The sequence below is a fragment of the Thermovenabulum sp. genome, assembly GCF_049723235.1.
GTDB lineage: Bacteria > Bacillota > Thermosediminibacteria > Thermosediminibacterales > Thermosediminibacteraceae > Thermovenabulum.
Genome location: NZ_JBNARB010000016.1, coordinates 17,909 through 40,106, shown reverse-complemented (window position 1 = coordinate 40,106; position 22,198 = coordinate 17,909). Strand labels below are relative to the sequence as shown.

General features: G+C 41.1%; 17 protein-coding genes. All 17 read left to right on the top strand.

The features are described 5' to 3' along the window. The first annotated feature begins 59 nt into the window (after nucleotides 1–59). Complete coding sequence (gene secA, locus ACPLOV_RS08600) at nucleotides 60–2,573, top strand: preprotein translocase subunit SecA (protein ID WP_424908081.1); 2,514 nt, start codon at nucleotides 60–62, stop codon at nucleotides 2,571–2,573. Between the two features lie 15 nt (nucleotides 2,574–2,588). Continuing rightward, a protein-coding gene (gene prfB / locus ACPLOV_RS08595; protein ID WP_424908082.1) for a peptide chain release factor 2 occupies nucleotides 2,589–3,690 on the top strand; the annotation gives its coding sequence in 2 pieces (ribosomal slippage) (nucleotides 2,589–2,657 and nucleotides 2,659–3,690; 1,101 coding nt in all). Nucleotides 3,691–3,715: 25 nt separating this feature from the next. Then, the gene (locus ACPLOV_RS08590; protein WP_424908083.1) at nucleotides 3,716–4,159 is read left to right on the top strand and encodes a hypothetical protein; all 444 of its coding nucleotides are present in this window, start codon (nucleotides 3,716–3,718) and stop codon (nucleotides 4,157–4,159) included. 21 nt (nucleotides 4,160–4,180) lie between these two features. After that, nucleotides 4,181–6,100: a DUF5693 family protein gene (locus tag ACPLOV_RS08585; RefSeq protein ID WP_424908084.1), complete on the top strand. Its 1,920-nt coding sequence runs from the start codon at nucleotides 4,181–4,183 to the stop codon at nucleotides 6,098–6,100. Continuing rightward, entirely contained in the window at nucleotides 6,097–7,182 is a 1,086-nt protein-coding gene (gene csaB, locus ACPLOV_RS08580) for a polysaccharide pyruvyl transferase CsaB (protein WP_424908085.1), read from the top strand. Before ACPLOV_RS08585 ends, csaB begins: the two co-directional genes overlap by 4 nt. A gap of 18 nt (nucleotides 7,183–7,200) precedes the next feature. Continuing rightward, a complete protein-coding gene (locus ACPLOV_RS08575) occupies nucleotides 7,201–7,938 on the top strand; it encodes a WecB/TagA/CpsF family glycosyltransferase (RefSeq protein WP_424908086.1) in 738 nt (245 codons plus the stop codon). Then, complete coding sequence (locus ACPLOV_RS08570; protein WP_424911022.1) at nucleotides 7,935–8,792, top strand: YitT family protein; 858 nt, start codon at nucleotides 7,935–7,937, stop codon at nucleotides 8,790–8,792. The genes ACPLOV_RS08575 and ACPLOV_RS08570 overlap by 4 nt, the downstream gene beginning before the upstream one ends. A 252-nt stretch (nucleotides 8,793–9,044) precedes the next feature. Next, nucleotides 9,045–10,205 (top strand): glycosyltransferase family 4 protein, encoded by a 1,161-nt coding sequence (locus ACPLOV_RS08565; RefSeq protein WP_424911021.1) that lies wholly within the window; start codon nucleotides 9,045–9,047, stop codon nucleotides 10,203–10,205. After that, nucleotides 10,198–11,223: a hypothetical protein gene (locus tag ACPLOV_RS08560; RefSeq protein ID WP_424911020.1), complete on the top strand. Its 1,026-nt coding sequence runs from the start codon at nucleotides 10,198–10,200 to the stop codon at nucleotides 11,221–11,223. Before ACPLOV_RS08565 ends, ACPLOV_RS08560 begins: the two co-directional genes overlap by 8 nt. After that, complete coding sequence (locus tag ACPLOV_RS08555; protein ID WP_424911019.1) at nucleotides 11,205–14,696, top strand: glycosidase; 3,492 nt, start codon at nucleotides 11,205–11,207, stop codon at nucleotides 14,694–14,696. The genes ACPLOV_RS08560 and ACPLOV_RS08555 overlap by 19 nt, the downstream gene beginning before the upstream one ends. A gap of 139 nt (nucleotides 14,697–14,835) precedes the next feature. After that, nucleotides 14,836–15,510, top strand: a complete 675-nt coding sequence (ftsE, locus tag ACPLOV_RS08550) for a cell division ATP-binding protein FtsE (RefSeq protein ID WP_424908091.1) — start codon at nucleotides 14,836–14,838, stop codon at nucleotides 15,508–15,510. Between the two features lies 1 nt (nucleotide 15,511). Further along, a complete protein-coding gene (ftsX, locus tag ACPLOV_RS08545; protein ID WP_424911018.1) occupies nucleotides 15,512–16,384 on the top strand; it encodes a permease-like cell division protein FtsX in 873 nt (290 codons plus the stop codon). A gap of 31 nt (nucleotides 16,385–16,415) precedes the next feature. Then, nucleotides 16,416–17,558: a murein hydrolase activator EnvC family protein gene (locus ACPLOV_RS08540; RefSeq protein WP_424911017.1), complete on the top strand. Its 1,143-nt coding sequence runs from the start codon at nucleotides 16,416–16,418 to the stop codon at nucleotides 17,556–17,558. Nucleotides 17,559–17,672: 114 nt separating this feature from the next. Next, a complete protein-coding gene (locus tag ACPLOV_RS08535; RefSeq protein ID WP_424911016.1) occupies nucleotides 17,673–18,899 on the top strand; it encodes a S41 family peptidase in 1,227 nt (408 codons plus the stop codon). Nucleotides 18,900–18,902: 3 nt separating this feature from the next. Further along, complete coding sequence (locus ACPLOV_RS08530) at nucleotides 18,903–20,144, top strand: PDZ domain-containing protein (protein WP_424911015.1); 1,242 nt, start codon at nucleotides 18,903–18,905, stop codon at nucleotides 20,142–20,144. Between the two features lie 237 nt (nucleotides 20,145–20,381). Then, nucleotides 20,382–20,579 (top strand): hypothetical protein, encoded by a 198-nt coding sequence (locus ACPLOV_RS08525; RefSeq protein ID WP_068748311.1) that lies wholly within the window; start codon nucleotides 20,382–20,384, stop codon nucleotides 20,577–20,579. 116 nt (nucleotides 20,580–20,695) lie between these two features. Further along, entirely contained in the window at nucleotides 20,696–22,114 is a 1,419-nt protein-coding gene (locus ACPLOV_RS08520; protein ID WP_424908096.1) for a sigma-54 interaction domain-containing protein, read from the top strand. The last annotated feature ends 84 nt before the right edge of the window (nucleotides 22,115–22,198 follow it).

Genomic DNA, 22,198 nt, shown 5'->3' with positions numbered 1-22,198 from the left:
CTGAAAAGGGGTCCCTTATATTTTTAGGTTTTTTTAAATTGTTTGGGAGGCATATTAAAATGTTGGATATTTTTAAAAAGATTTTCGGCAGCACCAACGAAAAGGAAATAAAAAAATTAATGCCCGTTGTAGAGCAGGTCAACAATTGGGAACCAAAAATAAGGGTTCTATCCGATAAAGAATTATCAGCGAAAACTATTGAATTCAAAGAAAGGCTATCTAAGGGCGAAACTTTGGATGAGCTTTTACCGGAAGCTTATGCAGTGGTGAGAGAAGCGGCCAAAAGAACACTGGGGATGCGTCCCTTTGATGTTCAGGTTCTGGGAGGCATTGTTCTTCACCAGGGTAGAATTGCCGAAATGAAGACGGGGGAGGGTAAAACCCTTGTAGCCACGATGCCAGCTTACCTTAACGCCCTTACGGGAAAAGGCGTTCACGTGGTAACGGTTAACGATTATTTAGCAAAAAGGGATAGCGAGTGGATGGGTAAGGTATACAGGTTTTTGGGGCTGGAAGTGGGGCTTATCGTTCACGGTTTGGATTTTGAGGAGAGAAAAAAGGCATACAATGCAGACATTACCTATGGAACCAATAATGAGTTTGGATTCGACTATTTGAGGGATAACATGGTGCTTTACAGGGAACACCGGGTACAGAGAGAACTGAACTATGCAATTATAGACGAGGTGGACAGCATTCTAATTGATGAAGCCAGGACTCCTTTGATAATTTCGGGACAGTCCGACGAATCCACGGATATTTACTACAGATTTGCCAGGTTCGTTCCGAGACTGAAACCGGAAGAGGATTTCACAGTAGATGAAAAAGCCCATACGGTAATACCCACCGAAAAAGGGATAAAAAAGGCAGAAGATTTTTTAGGAGTGGAAAATTTATACGATGAAGAAAATATGGAGCTTTTGCACCATTTTCACCAGGCGCTCAAAGCCCATTATCTGATGAAGAGGGACCGGGACTATGTAGTTAAAGACGGGCAGGTCATTATTGTAGACGAGTTTACCGGCAGGCTGATGTTCGGAAGGCGCTACAGCGAAGGGCTCCATCAAGCTATCGAGGCAAAGGAAGGTGTAAAGGTGGAGAGGGAGAGCAAAACCCTCGCTATGATTACCTTCCAGAATTATTTTAGAATGTACAAAAAATTAGCGGGTATGACGGGCACGGCTGCCACCGAGGAAGAGGAATTCAGGAAGATTTACGGTTTAGATGTGGTTGTTATACCGACCAACAAACCCATGATAAGGGTGGACTATCCGGATGTAATATATAAAACTGAAAAAGCCAAGTTTGAAGCGGTAGTAAGGGAAATAGAGGAGTGCTATAAGATAGGAAGGCCGGTGCTGGTGGGTACCGTCTCCATTGAAAAATCCGAAAGACTGAGCGAGATGCTGAAGAAAAAGGGAATTCCCCATCAGGTTTTAAATGCCAAATACCACGAAAAGGAAGCGGAAATTATTGCAAAAGCTGGCCAAAAAGGAGCGGTAACCATAGCCACCAATATGGCCGGAAGGGGAACTGATATTGTACTGGGTGAAGGGGTGGCAGAGCTCGGAGGACTTCACGTTATCGGAACGGAAAGACATGAGGCAAGGAGGATAGACAATCAGTTAAGGGGCCGTTCGGGCCGACAGGGGGACCCGGGTTCCTCTAAGTTCTTCGTGTCCCTGGAAGATGACTTAATGAGGCTTTTCGGTTCCGACAATGTAAAAGGCCTGATGGACAGGCTGGGGATTGAAGACGATCAGCCGATAGAGCATCCATTGATTTCTAAAGCCATAGAGAACGCTCAGAAAAAAGTGGAAGCTAAAAACTTTGATATAAGAAAGCATCTTTTGGAATACGATGATGTGATGAATAAGCAAAGGGAGATCATATATTCCGAGAGGGCGAAGATTTTAGATGGAGAAAATTTAAAGGAAAACGTCTTCAAGATGATGGAAGATGTGGTGGAAGGACTTTTAAATATCTACGCGGCAAAGGAAGTCTACCCCGAAGAGTGGGACTTAAAAGGGCTCTCGGAGTATTTTTACGACCTTTTCCTGATAAAGGTGGATTTTGCCGGCCTGAACCCTGAAGAAAAGAGCCGGGAGGAGATAAAGGAAGACCTAATCTCCCTCCTTAAAAAAGCCTACGAGAAAAAAGAGGAGGAAATAGGGAGCGATACTTTAAGAGAGTTAGAAAAAGTGGTAATGCTGAAGGTGGTAGACCAGAAATGGATGGACCATATTGATGCCATGGATCAGCTCAGGCAGGGCATTGGACTCAGGGCTTATGGCCAGAGGGACCCGCTAATAGAGTACAAAATTGAAGGATTCGAGATGTTCCAGGAGATGATAAAAAATATTAAAGAAGATACCTTAAGATATCTATTCAGAATAAGGCTGGGAGCTCCTCTCAAAAGAAAAGAAGTGGCAAGAAATGTGACGTATTCCCACGGGGATGAAGGAGAAAAGAAAATGCCGATAAGAAAGGGCAAAAAAGTCGGGAGAAATGATCCCTGCCCCTGCGGAAGCGGAAAAAAATATAAAAAGTGCTGCGGCAGAAATGAATCTTAAAGGGAGGTATACCGGATGCTGGATGAACTGAAAATCGAACTAAGAGAATACGAGGAGTTATTTAAAGAGATGAGGGATGCTCTTTGAAATAGATGCTTTAAAGGAAGAGATAAAAAACTTGGAAGAAAAGACCTACAGGCCTGACTTCTGGGATGACCCTCAGAAAGCTCAGGAAGTAATGCAGAGATTGAATATGTTGAAGGAGAAGGTGGAAAGTTACGAGGGGCTTTACCGGGAGTACACGGACTTGCTGGCTCTAATAGAACTTGCCGAAGATGAACAGGAGGAAGATTTAATAAAAGAAATTTTGCAGGATGCCGAAAAATTTAAAAAGGATTTTGAAAAGCTCAGGCTGAAATCGCTTTTAAAGGGCAAATACGATAAAAATAATGCGATACTTTCCCTTCACGCTGGAGCTGGGGGCACCGAAGCTCAGGATTGGGTGGAGATGCTTTTGAGGATGTACACCCGCTGGGCAGAGGATAAGGGCTACCGGGTCAAAGTGCTGGATATCCTTCCCGGGGATGAAGCGGGTATCAAAAGTGCCACAATTCTCGTGGAAGGGCCTTACGCTTACGGCTATTTAAAATCCGAGAGCGGTGTTCATCGGTTGGTGAGGATTTCGCCCTTTGATGCTGCCGGTAGAAGGCATACTTCCTTTGCTTCGGTGGATGTCATCCCCGAAATTGAGGATGATATAGAAGTGGAAATAAAACCCGAAGATATTAAAATAGAAACTTTCCGGTCAGGCGGTGCTGGAGGGCAGTATGTCAATAAAACGGAATCGGCGGTGAGGATAATACACATTCCTACCGGTATTGTGGTGACCTGTCAGAACGAGAGGTCCCAGCAGAGTAACCGCAATACGGCAATGAAATTGCTAAAAGCAAAGCTTTTTAACCTCTATTTGGAAGAGCAGCAAAAAAAGATAAACGAATTAAGAGGCGAGCAAAAGGAGATAGCCTGGGGGAGTCAGATAAGGTCCTATGTTTTCCATCCCTACAGCCTTGTGAAGGATCACAGGACGAATGTGGAGGTAGGCAATGTCCAGGCTGTTATGGATGGAGAGCTGGACGATTTTATTATTGCGTATTTAAAACTGAATAAGGATGGTTGAAAATTTAAAAAATGGGGGATACCGGATGAAGAAAGTATTTTTTACCCTTTCTTTTTTTGCCGTTTTAGTTTTCGCGATCATTGCCAAGGGTGCGATAAACGATCCCGGTTCAGAAGCCGATCCTCTTGTTACAAAAAGCTATGTGGACTCGGTGGCAGAGGAATTAAAAAATTATTTTGAAGGTAAGGTTCAAAAGGCCGATAAATTTGTGGTTGTTAACCTTAACAGTGGGGACATTCTTATCGGAGATATGGGCACTGAAATAATTTTAAGAAGCGGTAATGGAATTGTTTACAGCCAGCAGGGGCAGGGTATATCGGATATAACCGATGGCAGGGATTTGAAAAAAGGAGAAAAGATTTTACCCAACCATCTTTTGATTATCCCCAGGGATGACAATAGGGGAATACAGGCTAAGACCGGGGTAGTTTTAATGGTGAAGGGGTGCTATCAAATATTAAAAAAGTAGTTTATTGAAGGGATGGTTCGTGTGCAAATAAAGGATTTAACAAAAAAAATTTATATTGCGGTTATTGTATTTTCGGTACTGCTGTCCTTTCTTGCCCTTATCCCCAGAATTAATGCGGAAAATAAAAATAAAATTTTGGATTTTGCCATTTCTTATACTGACTTAAAAAACACAGCTCAGGAGCAGAATATCAGCGTAAAAGAAGCTGCTGGCCTTTTTAAGGAGTGGGGGGCAAATTCTGTCCTCTACAAAGAAAATGTCGTACAGGACCTGGTTAACGACGGCAGGGTGTTTGTAACCAACAGGCAGGGCATGAAAGCCCTGGGGTACGCAGGCAACTACTATTTTAACGGAAATGAATGCTATATATTGACTTCCGACGGTAAGTTGAGCACAAGGCTGATTAATCATTTAAAATATAAAATCGGTAAAAACAAGGTAGAGGTGTTTAATTTTAAAGGACAGAGCGCTATAGCGGTAAATATCCCATTGCTTAGCCTGCTGAATACCGGTGTTGGTTTTGATGGGGAAGAAATAAGGAATATTGAAAGATTGGGGCTTCACACGGTATTAATGATAAAAAACTGGCCCTTAGTGAACGATGAATCCATTAAATTCGTATTTAATGATCTGGCGAATTCCGCAGATATGATTACCGCAGTACTTTTTTCCGACAAGAAAATTCCGGGGTTTCCTAATAAACTAAAGGAAATAGGGGATGAGTTTAAAAATAAAAATTTATCCCTGGGCACGGTAGAATTTTACAATCAGACGGGTATCGAAAAACTGGCAAAATTGTTGAACAACAGGGTGATAAGGCTTCACTCCGTAGCGGACAATGAGCTTTTATCCATTTCGCCGGAAAATTTGATTGACCGTTTTACCTTAGCAGCAAAGGAGAGAAATATCAGGATTCTTTATTATAAAATGCTTCCCGTTGATGAGCAAAATGCGAAACTTCAGCTAAATGCCGATGTGATATCGAAAACTATACAAAAATTGAAGGCTCAGGGTTTTACCGTGGAAAGCGGAAAAAAAACGATTCCGAGCCCTTATAATAATATCCAACCCGGAAGGCTACTCTTGCTATTAATGGGTATCGGACCGATAGCTGCTTTTTCCCTGATACTGCAGCAAATTAAATTCAATTACGATATTTTTGCTTTTTTAAGTTTCACCCTTGGATGGATTATTTTGCTATTTGTCATACCTGCTCTCGCTTTAAAATTGATGGCTTTGGCTTCGGTGGTAGTTTTTCCAGTGCTGACTATATTCGTGCTCTTAAACAGAAATAAACTTTCTATCAGCCGTGCAGCAATTAAAATGATCTTTTTAACGGTGTGTTCACTGTGCGGTGCCTTTATAATGTCGGGATTGCTTTCATCGACGGAATATATGGTTAAGATAGACCAGTTTACGGGAGTAAAGGCTGCGTATTTACTTCCTGTAGTACTGGCTACATGCCTTGTGTATTTATTCTCGGGAAAGGAAAACCCCGTAAAAAAGGTAAGGTCTTTACTGGAGCAGCCTCTTATGGTAAAGTATATGGTCCTGACCCTGGTATTTTTGGCCGTTGGTCTTATTTATTTAAGCAGAACCGGAAATGAATCAACAGTAGGTGTAAGCCCGCTGGAAATAAAAATCCGATACCTTTTAGACCGGGTTATAGGGGTAAGGCCCAGGACAAAAGAATTTTTGGTAGGGCATCCCTTTATGATGCTTTTGCTTCACTTGGGTTACAGTGACAAAAAATTACCCCTGTTGATTCTTGGAGCAATAGGACAGGTGTCCTTAGTAAATACCTTTGCCCATATTCACACGCCCTTTTTGATATCTATTTTAAGGACCTTTGTGGGACTGGCCTTCGGAATAATTATAGGAATTGCACTGTGCATTTTTGTTGATTATTCCATAAAGTTGTACAAGAGGTGGACAAATTGAAGGGTGCAGTAATTTCCGGGTACTACGGATTCAATAATCTCGGGGATGAGGCGGTACTTTATTTTCTTTTGGAGAACCTTAAAAGGGAAATTCCAGGTGTAAAAATTACCGTGCTGTCCAACTCCCCGGAAAGTACCTCAAAAACCTACGGTATAAATTCTGTAAAGAGGGATAATTTCAAAGATGTGGTTGCTGCCATTAAAAAAGCGGATGTGCTGATAAGCGGCGGAGGAAGTTTAATTCAGGATGCAACCAGTTTTGCTTCTCTTTTGTACTACCTTTCAATCATTTATATTGCAAAAAAATTGGGGAAAAAGGTGTTTATTTTTGCCCAGGGCTATGGCCCGGTAAAAAGGAATATTTCAAAAAAACTTGCCAGGTATATTTTGAACAAGGTGGACTATATTACTCTGAGGGATGAAGATTCCAAAAGGGATTTACTGAATTTGGGACTATCGCCATCGAAAATAACGGTTACGGCGGACCCTGTTATAGGGATTGATCCCCAGGCTATTGACGAAGATGCCGGCAAAAACATATTATTAAAAAAGGGCGTGGATTTCAAAAAGCCATTAATTGGTATATCCATAAGAAGCCACGGTGATAATGAAAAAATTGTAGAGGAAGTTTCGCGCTTTATAGAACTTTTTCAGGGTGCTGCTGATTTTTTGCTGATACCCTATCATTTTCCCGCCGATCTTAACATATCAAAAAAGGTTATGCAAAGAACTTACAATAACAATGTTTACCTTATTGAAGAGACTTTTGACCCAATTAGTGCTTTTTCCATTTTAAAAAAATTAAATCTTATCGTGGGAATGAGATTGCACTCCTTAATAATGTCTGCAGCCCTTTTTATTCCTACAATAGGAATATCCTATGATCCCAAAGTAGAAAGGTTTATGAAAATGGCGGGGAACACCTTTTTTATGGACGCAAAAAACATTTCGGGAGAAAAAATTTACGAAATGGCAATAATAAGGCTGAAAGAAGGCATAACAAAAGAAGAAAGGGAAAGGATTCTGGATTTAAAGAAAAGAGCAGGCGAAACGGTAAAAAAGCTTTTAGAATTTCTTATATAATCCTTGCGGAGGGTAAGAATGAGGGATATTATAAATATTTTAAACGTGCCTTTCGATAATATAACTTACGAGGAAGCCTTGAAAAAAGCGGAATCCTTCATAAAAGAAAAAAAGGCGGCGGGGATAGTAACGCCCAATGCGGAAATTGTAATTTCCGCAAATAAAGACCAAAAACTTTACGATGCCATATGCAGTGCGGATATTTCCCTGCCCGATGGAATAGGGGTATATCTGGCTTCGCGGATTTTAAAAACCCCCCTTAAACAGAGAACCACGGGTTTTGATTTTATGCTGGAGCTTTTAAAACTTGCCGATAAAAAGGGATATTCCGTATACTTTCTGGGAGGAAAACCCGGGGTTGCGAATGAAGCATTGGCAAACGTTAAAAAAAATTTCCCCGGCCTAGTCCCTTCCGGTGCCCATCACGGCTATTTTTCCGGGAGCGAAGAATCGATTATTATTGAAGAGATAAATAAAAAATCCCCCCACATGGTCTTTGTAGGCATGGGTGCTCCAAAACAGGAGCTGTTTATTTCCAGGAACAAAGGCAAGGTGAACTGCGGTTTTCTGATGGGCGTAGGAGGAAGCTTAGATGTACTTTCAGGCAGAACAAAGAGGGCTCCTCTAATTATGCAGAAATTAGGCCTGGAGTGGTTTTACAGGCTGATTAAGGAGCCCTACCGGGCTAAAAGGATGACTGCACTTCCTTTGTTTTTACTGAGGGTAATATGTACCGGAAAGAGGGGTAAAAGGTGAAAGGAAAGCAGATCTTATTTGATTACCTGCAGATTGCGGCGGGTTGCTTTATCTCTTCCTTAGGCCTTACCATGTTCCTTGTCCCAAACAAGGTGGCGGCGGGCGGTGTTAGCGGCCTTGCCACCGTACTTCATTACCTTTTTCACGTGCCGGTGGGCTGGACAATGCTCATTCTAAACATTCCTTTATTTGTGGCAGGGGTAATATACCTGGGAAAAAGTTTTGGATTTAAAACGATTGTCGGCACCGTACTTTTTTCAATTTTTACCGAACTCACCGCAAACTTTCCCGTACCTACAAAGGATTTACTTTTGGCAACGGTCTACGGCGGAATACTTCTGGGAGCCGGGCTGGGTATAGTTTTCAGGACGAGAGCTACGACCGGTGGATCCGATCTTGCAGCAATGCTTATTAATCATTTTTTACCTTCGGTCAGCGTGGGACAGGGAATCCTCCTGGTGGATTTTTTTGTTATTTTGCTGGACGGACTTGTTTTTAACTGGGAACTGGCCATGTATTCCTGGATCGCCCTTTATGTCAGCAGCAAGGTAATTGACCTGGTTCAGGAAGGTATTAATTACGCAAAAGCAGTATATATTATTTCCGGTGAAAATGAAAAAATAGCTCAAAAAATAATGGAGGAAATGAACAGGGGGGTGACCGTTTTTAAAGGCACCGGCGGTTACACGGGAGAAAGCAGGAATGTGCTGTTGTGTGCCGTTACCCGTTTGGAGCTCTCCCGTTTGAAAAAAATAATAAAAGATATAGACCCCACGGCCTTTGTCATCGTGCACGATGTGCATGAGGTGCTGGGCGAAGGTTTCAGTTTCAATAAAAAAGAAGAGGTTATTTAGCCCGCGAAAAATTTGATGTTTTTGCGGGCTTTTTATGTTTTTTTAAAAAAAATTTTTGGTACAAGGGGAATTTTGGTAAAAATTAATAAAATTCCCGAAAGGTTTAACAAAAACAAAAGTTGACATAATATGAACGTGAAATACATTTAATTAATGAAAGCAGGAGGATAATAGGTAATAAATTTTGACATAATACTAATAATGTGTCTTTTAATGGATATAAACAAAATTTTTAAAAGAGAGGGATAAAATATGAATATAGGAATAGTTTCTACATTTTTCCCGAGAGAATGCGGACTGGCATCCTTTTCGAAAGACCTTTGCGATAACCTCCGCCTGCACCAGCAGGAGGTAAAAATTATCGCTATGACCGATAAAAATTCTTCTTACGATTACACCCGGGACGTGATTTTCGAGATCCATGAGGAAGCAGAGGATGATTATATCATCGCGGCGGAAGTGGTAAATGCCTCGAATCTCGATATACTGCTTTTACAGCATGAATACGGGATTTTTGGAGGCCCTGACGGTGTACACATCCTGAAGTTTTGCGAAAATTTAAACAAGCCCTATCTGCTGACCACCCATACGGTATTACCTCATCCCACCTTTATGCAAAAAGAAATACTTTGCGAATTAGCCGGGATGTCAAAAGCCGTAATTTGTATGACGAAACGCTCGGCAGAACTTTTAAATGAAGTTTATGGGGTGCCTTTAAATAAAATCTACATTATACCCCACGGCGTGCCAAAATTCGAGAAAAAAGACCGAAACAAACTCAAAGAAAAATACGGTATTTCGGGAAGACCGGTTATTACCACTTTCGGATTTATTGGCCCGGGGAAAGGGATAGAAATTGGAATTTTAGCGGTCAATAAATTAAAGGAGAAATTTAAAAACATAATATATATTGTAGCGGGAGAAACCCATCCTAAGCTGAAAAAGAAGGAAGGAGAAATTTACCGGGAATCCCTTTTAAAACTTGTAGACCAGTTGGATTTACGAGATAATGTGCATTTTATTAACAAATACATTCCTTTGGAAGAGCTGGGAGATTTGCTTTACATGACGGATGTTTATTTGACGCCCTATCCGGGCAGGCATCAGGCTGTAAGCGGAACCCTTTCCTATGCCCTGGGCAGCGGAAGGGCTATAGTATCCACCCCCTATGAGTATTCTCTCGAAATGCTCAAAAATGATCGGGGGCTGGTATCATCCTGTGCTGACCCGAACGAGCTGGCTTTGTTGATGGATAAGGTGTTGTCCGACGAATTATTGAAGGCAAAACTTGAAAAAAATGCAGGGAAATTGGGAGAAACCATGCTGTGGCCAAATGTGGCCAAAAATTATATCGAGATAATGGAAGAACTCCTCGGTGTCAAGCTAAAAAGGAGTGCAGCGGAAGATGTATAAACATCTTTTTAAAATGACCGATAAAAACGGCATAATACAGTTCTCGAAAAAAGACGAACCGGATAAAAGCAGCGGGTATACCGTTGATGATAATGCTCGAGCGCTTATAGTATCCCTGAACATGAAAAATGAAGAAGGCAGGGAACTTTCAAAGATTTATGCAAATTTTTTAAAGGAAGCCCAAAAAGAAGACGGCAGTTTTTCAAATTTAAAAGTGGACAAAAATTTTTTGCCGGACTTAGATTCGGAAGACTGTTTTGGAAGGGCATTTTTAGCATCCTGCTATGTGGCAACCCATGGGGATGCGGAATTGAAAAATCTCGGTTTGAATCTCATCCTGAAGAGTATTGAGTATATCGGCAATATACGGTCTCTCCGGGCTGCCGCCTATTGCCTTATAGGTCTTTTCTATTTAGAGGATATTTTCCCGGGAAATAGATTTATAATGGAATCGGCTAAAAAATTAGCCTATCATTTGATAGAAAAATACCAGCAAAATAGCTGCGGGGAATGGCAGTGGTTTGAAGATAGGCTAACCTACTGCAATGCACTGCTGCCCCATTCGCTGTTTTCTTATTATGAACTTAGCAGTGATAAAAATGCGCTGAAGGTTGCTAAAAAAACCCTCAAATTTTTATCCAGTGCTCTTTTTAAAAAGGGGTATTTAAATATAGTTGGGAACCGGGGTTGGTGGAATAAAGAAGATAAACCTCCCCTTTTTGATCAGCAGCCGGTGGATGCGGCTTCCATAATTCTTGCCTGCCTTCAGGCCTATATTGCAACCGGGGATAAGGAATACATGGTCCTGGCCAGGGTAGCATTTAATTGGTACATGGGAGAAAATATTAACAAAGTGCCTCTTATTAACGACAAAACCCAGGGATGTCATGATGCTCTTGTCCCCGATGGGGTGAATTTAAATCAGGGTGCAGAAGCTTTGGTTTCCTATTTGATGGCCTGTCAGCTTTTAAATGAGTTTGAAAGGGGAAATGCGGTGGAATGCGTTCCGGCGGTATAGATAATGTCATTTATTTTAATACAATGGAGGATATAAATAAATGTATCCCGGAAAGTATTGATGCGAAAGTAATAATAGGAATTCCCTTTTATAATGAAAAAAATACTCTGTTAGAAGTAATTAAAATTGCCAGGGAAAGCCTCAGAGATTTGAAAGAACCTAAGATTGTTATGGCAGTTGGCGACCCTGCCGGGAAGGAAGCCCTGGATACGATAAAAAAAGAATTTCAAGAAGAAGTCATAGCGTTTTTGATGCCGAAGGGGGTTAATGGAAGGGGATTTAGCATAAGGGCGATTTTAGAAGCGGCAAGAAAATTAAAAAGCGATGTGGTTCTTCTGGAAGCGGATTTGATGCAGCAAAAGGGAAAGGGCATAAAATCCGAATGGGTGGATAAGCTTTATCAGCCGATTGCGGAAGGATATCATGCTTCCGTAGCGGTTTTTCAAAGGCATCCCCTGGAAGATACCGCCGGCCCTCTTTTAGTGGCACCTCTCCTTTCGGCGCTTTACAGGGTAAGATTTACTGATCCCCTTAGCGGTTTATTTGCCCTTTCCGGAGATATTGTTGAGGAACTTTCCAAAGACTTTGATAAAAATAAAGAATTAGCTGGGGGTTATGGCCTGAATCCCTGGCTCCTGACCTTTTTATTGAGGGAAAACAAAAAAATCTGTGAAGTTTACTTAGGTTCCAAGTTATCTCCCTCAACTTTTTGCAAGAGATCCGTAGTTTTTAAAGAAATGGCTTATGCCCTCTTTTGCAGGGTGATTGAGGATGAAAGCAGGTGGAGGGAGGCCAAAAAGGTTATTAAGTTCCCGGATTTATACGATTACCGGGAAGGCGAAGAGCCGGAGGAGGTTTTTTGCAATTACGAAGAATACGTAAAGGAGTTTAAGACCGGATATACACAATATCGAAAAATACTTTCGGAAATATTGCACGACAGTTTAATAGAACAACTGGATAATTTACTCAATGCTTCACCGTCCGAGTTTTCCTTTTCCGGCGAACTATGGGCAAAAACTGTATACTCCTTTTTGCTGGGTATAGCCTTTCAGGAGGAACGATCAAAAGACGATTTGATGAATTCTTTTTTAGCGCTGTACGAAGGAAGGGTAGCGGGATACATCAAAGAACATAACCGGGGCGAGATAAAAGAAAGCTTTGAAGCCTTTGAAAAGGAAAAAATAAATTTTACTGCCCGATGGAAGGAGAAATCTATATTTAAAAACCCTGCCCTGACCCCATTAGATTATATAGAGTATATACCCGGGGTGCCAATAGTAATTCCTAAAAGGTTAAAGGGGATAAGGGGAAAAGAAGTATATCCCAATGAAATATTGAAAAGGTTGCATAAAAAGTACAAAAATGCCTTTAGAGAATTTGTATTTGAGGAACTAAAAACCCGGGAAGATGAGCCTGAAAACGTAGTAGAAAAATACAGAGAATTCATAATGAACCTTGAAAGGAAATTGAAGGAGGTATTTCCGGGAGAACTTTCTACCGAAAAAGGATTGGTAGAATTTTGCAATAATGTTTTCACAAAATTCCCTCACGGCAGGATTCTTGCGATAAAATGGGAAATTTTAAGAAAAATTGTGTATGAGTTTCCTCCCAGGAATCTCCTGGTAATGATGAAATACAAAAGTTTAAGAGAAATGCTGGATAACGTAGATGTCAGGGATATTCTAACCCTGGCCCAGTACACCGAAGATGCCGACTATTTCGACAGGATTTTTTCATGGCTAAATGACAACCTGAGGCATGATAGTTTTGAGGAAACGGAGATTTCCCCGGTGATCATTAACAGGGAGCGTTTCCCCGGTATAAGTGAATTGAGGGAGATATCCGATTACAACAGGCTGACGGCAAGAATTTCAGTGGTAACCTTGGGAAAGGGTATGGGAGGGGATTATCCCAGGGTAAGGTATTTTTGCAGGATTGCCAAAAGCATGGTAGAAGCGGAATATTACTCCAAATTATGGGCCGCTTTTTCAGCCGAGCACAAAGAAGTGGGAATAAAAGTTATAAATTCTATAAAAGGGCATTACGGTAAGAATATTTTTTCAGCCCACCATATATTTGAAAATATTATACACCGGGAGTTTATAAAAAGGGTAGAAAAATTAGCAGGGATATTGCAAAGGGAGGGCAGGGAAGACTGCGCCTCCTATCTTAAGACTATGGTTCGGGGCTATGGGTTAAGCGCTACTTTAAAAGACGGCACCTTCATGCCCTGTTCCGTCTGGACGTGGGCCAGTTACAGCTTTAAGGGAGGAGAAGGGATTCCCACACCGTTGTTTTTACATGTGGAAAGGGATTGGTTTAACCACGATTTTATAGAAGAGGTTTACCGGGAACTGGGAAATGATGTAAGAGATATTGAAAGGAAGATTTTCTACCTTATAGGGCTCGGCAGGGAAGCCCAGGATTTAAGGCAGGAACTTCTTGGAGCGGTACCCTATCAGGAAGAAGTTGTGATTCAGGACATAGAACCCTGGCCTCCTGCGGGGGTTTTGAAAAGGTACAAAATTGAGCCAATACTTTCACCCATAAAGGAACACTGGTGGGAGAACAGGTACGTATTAAATGCCGCAGCCTTCCGCCGGGGCGAGAAGGTATATATTCTTTACAGAGCTTACGGACAGGATGAGGTATCGCGGATCGGGCTTGCTATAACCGATGGCTTCAACGTTATAGAAAGGTTAAAAAATCCCATTTTCATACCCCAGACCAAAGAAGAGGTAAAAGGGTGTGAAGACCCCAGGATCGTAATTATCGATGATGAGATATTTATGTTATACACCGCTTACGACGGTGTGGTTGCCCAGATTGCCGCTGCTTCTATAAAGCTGGAAGACTTCCTCAACAGAGAGTTTGACAGGTGGAAGAGGCTGGGACTTGCATTCCCGGGTCTCTGGGATAAAGATGCTTTACTTTTTCCTGAAAAAATAGATGGGAAATACGTAATCTACCACAGAATTGAGCCGAGCATCTGGATGGCTTTTTCCGATGAGCTTAAATTTCCCTGGCCGGATAAAGGCCATAAGATTATAGTGGGACCCAGGTCCGGCTTCATGTGGGATTCATTGAAAATAGGAGCGGGAGCCCAACCGCTGAAGACCAGGTACGGTTGGCTTTTAATATACCACGGTGTGGACTTTGAACTGGTCTACCGGCTGGGTGTGCTGCTGGTGGATCTAAAAGACCCGGGTAAGGTTCTCTACAGGTCTCCAAATCCTATACTTTCCCCGGAAACGGAAAGCGAAATAGGGAAGAAGGGAGAAAGCTGGGTACCCAATGTGGTTTTCACCTGCGGAGCGGTACCGGTAAGGGACAAAGAAATTCTTGAGGATGAGGATGAGATAATCGTTTACTACGGTGCTGCGGATACAAGTATATGTGTGGCTACGGGTAAAGTAGCGGATTTAATTCCAAAAGAAATAAGGCAAAGGCTGTCGGCCAAAAAGGCTTGACGGCCTTTTTTATGGGAAAAGATAATTTTCCCAATATTTCCTGAAATTAATACCGAAAAAAGGGAAGGATTTTTATTTTTTTCGTCGAAATTTAAATAAATCAGGGTATTTTGTCGATATAATTTCCGGGGTGATATTCGTGATAGAGATGTATAATGTGACAAAAATTTACAGTGGGGGTCATGTAGCTTTACAGGATATTACAGTAAAAATCCAAAAAGGGGAGTTTGTTTTCATCGTAGGCCCCAGCGGTGCGGGGAAATCTACGTTTATTAAATTGTTAATTCGTGAAGAGATGCCTACAAAAGGGCAGATTTTTTTCAACGGGAAAAATATTACCCGAATGAGGCATTCCCAGGTACCTTTTTTAAGGAGAAGGATTGGCGTCGTTTTTCAGGATTTCAGACTTTTGCCGCAAAAGACCGTCTACGAGAACGTGGCCTTTGCTATGGAAGTTATAGAAGCGCCTTTAAGGGAAATCAAAAAAAGGGTGCCAAAGGTCCTGGAGATGGTAGGACTTTCTCATAAGATGAACGCAAAGCCCCACGAACTTTCGGGGGGAGAACAGCAGAGGGTATCTTTAGCCAGGGCTTTGGTGAACAATCCCGATGTCATAATAGCCGATGAACCTACGGGAAACCTTGATCCTGATACCTCCTGGGAGATAATGAAACTTTTAAATGAAATAAACATGAATGGCACCACCTTAATCGTCGCTACCCATGCCAAAGATATAGTCAATGCCATGAGAAAAAGGGTGCTTCAGTTAGATTCGGGCAAACTGGTGAGAGATGAAGAAAGAGGTGTCTATTAGGATGAAGCCGAGGACTTTAAAATATTTTTTAAAGGAAGCGATGCAAAGCCTTTTAAGGAACAGCTGGATGAGCATTGCTTCTGCCGGTGCAGTGGCCTCCGCTCTGATTATACTGGGAGCTTTTTTAATGCTTGCTATAAATGTGGATTACATAGCCAAGGACGTGGAATCCCAGGTGGAGATCACCGCTTATATTAAAAGCGGTTTAAATCAACTGCAGGTAGACCTTCTCAAAAAACAACTGCAAATAATGGAAGAAATAAGTGAGTTCAAATATATTTCAAAGGAAGATGCTTTTGAGGAGTTTAAGAAACAGGTAGGTCCGGAGCTTTTAGAGGGACTTGAAAATCCCTTGCCCGATTCTTTCAGAATAAAGGTAAAAACTCCTCAGCAGGTGGAAAGTGTGGCTCAAAAGGTGAAAACACTGGAAGGAATTGAGGAGGTTAAATACGGTAAAGGAATAGTGGAAAAACTTTTTAAAATAACCTACTGGATGAGATTAATTGGCATTGTGGCCATGCTCGCCTTTGCCCTGCTATCTATTTTTATTATTTCCAATACTATCCGAATTACCGTCTTTGCAAGGCGTCGTGAAATCCAGATAATGAAATTTATAGGAGCTACGGACTGGTTTGTCAGGTGGCCGTTTTTTATAGAAGGAATGATTCTGGGATTGGTGGGTTCAGCGGTAGCGATAATCATCCTTGCAGTTACTTACAATTACTTTTACTCCACAATTAAATTGAACCTGCCCATGATATCTCTTGTACCGGTAGAAGGTTTTTACGTATACCTTCCCTATTTCGGATTAATGGGTATGTTACTGGGAGCTCTGGGTAGTGCATTTTCATTAAAGAGATTTTTAAAGGTCTAATTAAGAAAAAAATCTACAGGGAGGGAGAGCCGTGAGGAAGAAGTGGAAGTACGGAATTTTACCAGTTCTGCTTTTGTTCTTTTTGGTATTTTCCTGTGGGACAGCCCTGGGCATCGATCTGGAGGAGTTAAAGGAAAGGCAAAAGGAGATACAGAGCAGATTAAACGATGTTAAAAATAATATAAACAAGGTAGAAACGAAAAAGAAAAACGTAGTGCAGGAGCTAACCGCAATAGAGAAGGAATTGGACCGGGCTCAGAAAGATTTGGAGGCGGTAGCGGCTAAATTGGTCCAAACCCAGAAGATGCTTGAACAGACCAAACAGGATCTAAAAAACGCGGAAAATGCTTTACAGAACCAAAAGCAAAGCCTCGCCAGCAGGCTTGTAGCGATGTATAAGGCTGGCCCTGTAGATTACATAGAAGTAATCCTTTCCGCATCAAGTTTTTCCGATTTCCTTACAAGGCTGGATATGGTAAGGCGAATTGTAGATTACGATAAAGACCTTTTAGATAATTATAAAGCCATTCGGGAAGAGGTAAACCAGAAAAAGGCATTACTGGAAAAACAGCAGTATGAAATATCGAAGCAGCAGAATACCATTAAGGAGAAAAAGATACAAATTGCTTCCCGGCAAGCCGAGAGGAAAAAGCTTCTTGCCGAACTGGAGAAGGAAAAGCAGCAGTATTTAAGGGAAGAGGAAGAATTAGAAAGAGATTCAAAACAAATCGCAGCTATGATACAGAGGATTCAATCGCAAAATAAGAGGAAATTTGTGGGGACGGGAGTATTTCAGTGGCCGGTGCCTTCTTCTCAGGAGGTGACTTCCGATTACGGCTGGAGGGTGCATCCCATCTTTAAAGTTAAGAAATTCCATACGGGACTGGATATAGCAGCACCCTACGGTGCTGATGTGGTCGCAGCGGATGATGGTGTGGTAATTTATACCGGTTGGTACGGAGGGTACGGCAATACGGTTATAATTGACCATGGTGGTTCCATATCTACTTTGTACGCACACCTTTCAAAGATAAACGTCCAGGAAGGGGACAAGGTAAAAAAGGGCAGCAAGATTGCTGACGTGGGAAGCACGGGGTTTTCAACGGGCCCGCACCTTCACTTTGAGGTAAGAAAGGAAGGCCAGCACGTTAACCCCTGGGACTGGCTGAGATAATCTCAACTTTTTTTGAAAAGATTTGGGATTTATTGAGTATAATATAGAGTATAATATAATAAGCAAGATTTTAAGTAATTTACAAAAAGTGATTAAGGATAGGTGGTTTTTCCGTTGAAGATTTCTGGAAATAAAAGAATAATTTTTACCGTATTTGCGGTAACGGTACTTTGCGTTTTTTCCTTTTACCTTGGGCTCAGTTTTAAAACTATGCCCCTTCATACTTTAAAAGAAAGTAATTTGGCATCAATAGAAAAAAAAGATGAAGTAGCACCCTTGATTGAAGTAATGAATTATATCAAGGAAAGATACGTGAAAGATGTACCCGATTCGGTTCTGGTGCATGGTGCAATAAAAGGAATGGTAGAGGCTCTAAAGGACCCCTATTCGGTGTACATGGATAATAGCGAATTTGAAGATTTCATCTCCTCCATAAATGGTTCCTTTGAGGGAGTTGGGTTATCCCTGGGTGTGGATGAAAAAACCAGCAACATAATCGTCATTTCGCCCATTGAAGGTACTCCCGCCCATAGAGCTGGTATTCTTCCAAGAGACGTAATAGTTAAAGTGGACGATGTGGACCTTAAAGGCAAAAGCCTGGATGAAGCGGTAAAATTATTAAGGGGCAAAAAGGGAACCAGGGTGACCGTTTACATAGAAAGACCGGGTGTAAAGGATGTATTAAAATTTGAACTAATTAGAGACAATATAAAGATTAAAACGGTAAAATACCAGTTAATAGAAAATAATATTGGTTATATAAGAATTTCCTCTTTTGATACATATACTCCTCAGGAAATGGCGGATGCTCTAAAATATTTAAAACTGAAAAAGGCAAAGGCTTTAATACTGGATTTAAGGAATAATCCGGGAGGCTCCTTAGATTCGGCGGTTAAGGTGGCGGACCTTTTGCTGGGGAAAGGTTTAATTGTATATACGGAGGATAAAAACAAAAACAGGCTGGAAGAATTCTATTCGGATGAAAATAAAATTAATATTCCCCTTGCGGTCCTGGTAAATGAAAATAGCGCCAGCGCGTCCGAAATAGTAGCGGGGGCAATAAAAGATTTTAAAGCCGGAATAATACTGGGAGAAAAAACCTTTGGAAAAGGGACGGTGCAGGAGCTCGTCCCCTTAGCGGGAGGTGCCGGGATAAAGCTTACCATTGCAAAATACTTTCTCCCTTCCGGGCAATCCATCGATGGTAAGGGCATAATTCCCGACATTACATTAAAAGAAGAGCAGAATTCGGGTGATTTTAATTCACCGCTGGATAAAGATACCTGGTTGAAAAAAGCTCTGGAAGTTATAAAAAATAAAATAAGTACGGGGAGCTATTGATTTATGAATCTTGTTATAAAGTTAATTACATTTATACTGCTCGGTATTCCCCAGGCTATTTTTAACCCTTTTTTTTGGTTTGTCCTGGTAATTGTTTATATTCAATATAAAAGAGCCGCAGACTTTGAAGAGAAAATGTTTGGTTTTGTTACGACGAATCCCATAAAAAGGGTTTCGTCTTCGCTTTTGTACGGCATATTCGGCGGTTTTTTGGGAAGCGTAATTGTCGTAGCCCTTGGTGTAAGTATAGCAGGCTCGGGGCTTTCCTATGTATGGCCCCTTGCCCTTTTATTGATGCTGATAAGCCCTCATCTTATGTGCTTTTCCTATGCAGGCGGCATAATATCGGTAATCTCCTTATTGTTTGGGGTTCCCAAGGTAGATGTGGCGGGATTAATGGCATTGGTAGGGGTACTTCATGCGGTAGAAAGCCTCCTTATATATCTTTCCGGGCATTTAAACGCTTCACCGGTATTTATTAAAGACGAAAAAAGGGGAATTATTGGCGGTTATTTAATGCAAAGCTTTTGGCCGGTACCTTTTATACTGTTGACAATAGCTACCGGGATTCCTTCCGGAGTGGATTCTGTAAATATGCCCGACTGGTGGCCGATAATTAGACCTCCTTTTGTAGACCTGGAAAATGCTCTTTACCTGATGCTTCCCGTTGTCGCAGCTTTGGGCTACGGAGATTTTGCATTGACAAGACTTCCCGGTAAAAAAGGAAGGGAATCGGCTTTCAATCTTTTAATATTCAGCACCCTGTTGATACTTATTTCCGTTTTGGCATCGAGGATCAACTTTTTTAAATACATTGCCGCCTTGTTTGCTCCGGTAGGGCATGAATATTTAATAAATATTGGCAAAGCAAAAGAAAAAAAAGGGGATCCTCTCTTTACCGTTCCTCCTTTTGGCATGAGGATTCTTTATGTATTAGAAAATTCTCCAGCAGAAAAAATGGGATTGAAACCCGGTGATATCATCCTTTCAATAAACAATAAAGCTGTAAATTCCATAGAAGATCTGAAGGAAATCAAAGCCCTTGCACCAGCCTACATCTGGATGGAATATTTGAATACGAAAAATGAGGTGAAGTATTCCGAGATGTCCTTTTACCCTTACGGGTTTGAAAGCCTCGGGGTTGTGCTGATACCCCGGGGAGAAGAGGTCCCTGCAATATCCTTAGAGGAATCGGGCCTCATTAAAAAGATAAAAAATTTATTTAGTAAAAAACCTTCTTCCTGAATGGGGGGAGGTTTTTTTATGTATAATTTTAGCAAAAGGTGAAATAATATTATTGAAGGATAAAAAATAAAAATTGAAAAAATTATAGAAAATTGTAGGATATTTTTAACATACGTACTTGAATAATTTTTTAACATAGTATATAATAATTGTGAAAGATATAACAGTCTCAACAATTATCGCAATAATTTTTATCATATCATTTTTAGTTAATTTACATAAAAAAGGAGGGATAATATGACCAGAGAACAGTACTTAGAACGGGAAAGAGAAATGCTCTTAAAAGCTTACATTAACGCGTCCGAAGAAGAAAAACGGGAAATAATGATGAAAATAATGAACATCGATGCGCAGCACGAAAATAAAGATACCTACGGGCAGCGCTCAAATGGTTTTATAACGCGAAGAAGAAATAAAATTATCTATGTAAATTAATACCGGGAATTGTGCCCGGTTTATATTTTTTTGTCGAAAAATGCATTTTTCGCATTTATGCCATGCGGATAAAGTGCTATAATAATACATAATCCCTTGCTGGATAAGAAGGGGAGGTGCAAATTACGAAAAAAAATTTTGAACATATAGATTTTAAGGTTCCTTTGGACAAGGTTTTGGAACACATAAATGAGGGAATATGTGTAATTGATTCGCAAATGAGGGTAGTTTACTGGAATAAAAAGGCGGAAGAGCTTTACGGTATTAAAAAGGAGCAAATTATTGATCAGGATATAAGGATGTTTTTTCCAAACGCACTGGCGCTGGAGGTACTGAGAACAGGAAAACCTATGGAATTTGTTGAGCACAGGCCAAGGGAAGGTAGTGTAGCTATTATTAGCTCCATTCCCATAATGGAAAATGAAGCTATTGCATGGGTGGTTTCGATAGATCAGGACGTAACGGAAATCAAGAAATTGAGCAATGAACTGAAAAAGGCTGAAGATAAAATTAAGTACTTGGAATACTTGAAGGAAGAGATAAAAAAGCTTTATCCGGAAACGGAAACGGATAATTTCGTTTACAAGAGCAAGGTAATGTACGACCTTTTAATGCTGGCCAAAAAGGTGGCGGAAAGCGATGCCTCGGTATTAATTCAGGGAGAAAGCGGTACCGGAAAAGACCTGCTGGCAAGGACGATTCACTACTCCAGTGCGAGAAGGGATATGCCCTTTGTGGTCGTGGATTGTAGCTCCATACCGGAAAACCTGATTGAAAGCGAGCTTTTCGGATATGAATCCGGTGCATTTACGGGAGCTCAAAAGAAGGGAAAACCGGGGAAATTTGAGATAGCAGACGGCGGGACGGTTTTTCTGGATGAAATAGGTGAGTTACCCTTAGAAATGCAGTCAAAGCTTTTAAGGGTACTGGAAAACCGGGAATTTTACAGAGTGGGTGGAATTAAACCCATCAAAGTAAATATCAGGATTATCGCAGCGACTAACAGGGATTTGAAGGAAATGGTAAAGGAGGGTAAGTTCAGAGAGGATCTATTTTACCGCTTGGATGTGGTAAGTATTAAAGTTCCTCCTTTGAGGGAAAGAACAGAAGATATTCCATATTTGATTAATTACTTTCTCAAAAAATTTTCAGTGGAAAATAAAAAAGTAATAAACAGGATAGAACCCTGCGCCATGGAAATGATGTTGAAATACCCATGGCCGGGAAACGTAAGGGAACTAAAAAATGTGGTAGAACGACTGGTAATCTTAGCGGAGGGCGGCGTAATCAGAGAAGATATGCTTCCCAATTCTCTTTTGAATTACTTTGAGCATAAAAAGGATGGGCCCTCCCGGGAGTTGGGCAATCTGAGCTTAGAAAGAGTGGTTCAGGAAGCAGAAAGAAAAGCAATAATGGAAGCCTTAAAAATTTCGAACTACAATAAGGCAAAGGCCGCGGAAATACTGGGAATACCAAGAAGTACCTTGTATTACAAGATGCAGTCCTTAGGAATTTCTGCATGTCCAGCAGACTGACAATGCGTCAGTTTATTGGACATGCTTTTTTTTATTTGTCAAACAGATGACAAAAAGCTGATTGTGAATGATATAACAAATATA

Bases quoted from the DNA above. Each gene is read 5' to 3' on its own strand.
- ACPLOV_RS08590 (WP_424908083.1), top strand. From the start codon at position 3,716: ATGAAGAAAGTATTTTTTACCCTTTCTTTTTTTGCCGTTTTAGTTTTC.
- ACPLOV_RS08565 (WP_424911021.1), top strand. From the start codon at position 9,045: ATGAATATAGGAATAGTTTCTACATTTTTCCCGAGAGAATGCGGACTG.
- ftsX (WP_424911018.1), top strand. From the start codon at position 15,512: ATGAAGCCGAGGACTTTAAAATATTTTTTAAAGGAAGCGATGCAAAGC.
- ACPLOV_RS08530 (WP_424911015.1), top strand. From the start codon at position 18,903: ATGAATCTTGTTATAAAGTTAATTACATTTATACTGCTCGGTATTCCC.
- secA (WP_424908081.1), top strand. From the start codon at position 60: ATGTTGGATATTTTTAAAAAGATTTTCGGCAGCACCAACGAAAAGGAA.
- ACPLOV_RS08560 (WP_424911020.1), top strand. From the start codon at position 10,198: ATGTATAAACATCTTTTTAAAATGACCGATAAAAACGGCATAATACAG.
- ACPLOV_RS08525 (WP_068748311.1), top strand. From the start codon at position 20,382: ATGACCAGAGAACAGTACTTAGAACGGGAAAGAGAAATGCTCTTAAAA.
- ACPLOV_RS08555 (WP_424911019.1), top strand. From the start codon at position 11,205: ATGCGTTCCGGCGGTATAGATAATGTCATTTATTTTAATACAATGGAG.
- ACPLOV_RS08575 (WP_424908086.1), top strand. From the start codon at position 7,201: ATGAGGGATATTATAAATATTTTAAACGTGCCTTTCGATAATATAACT.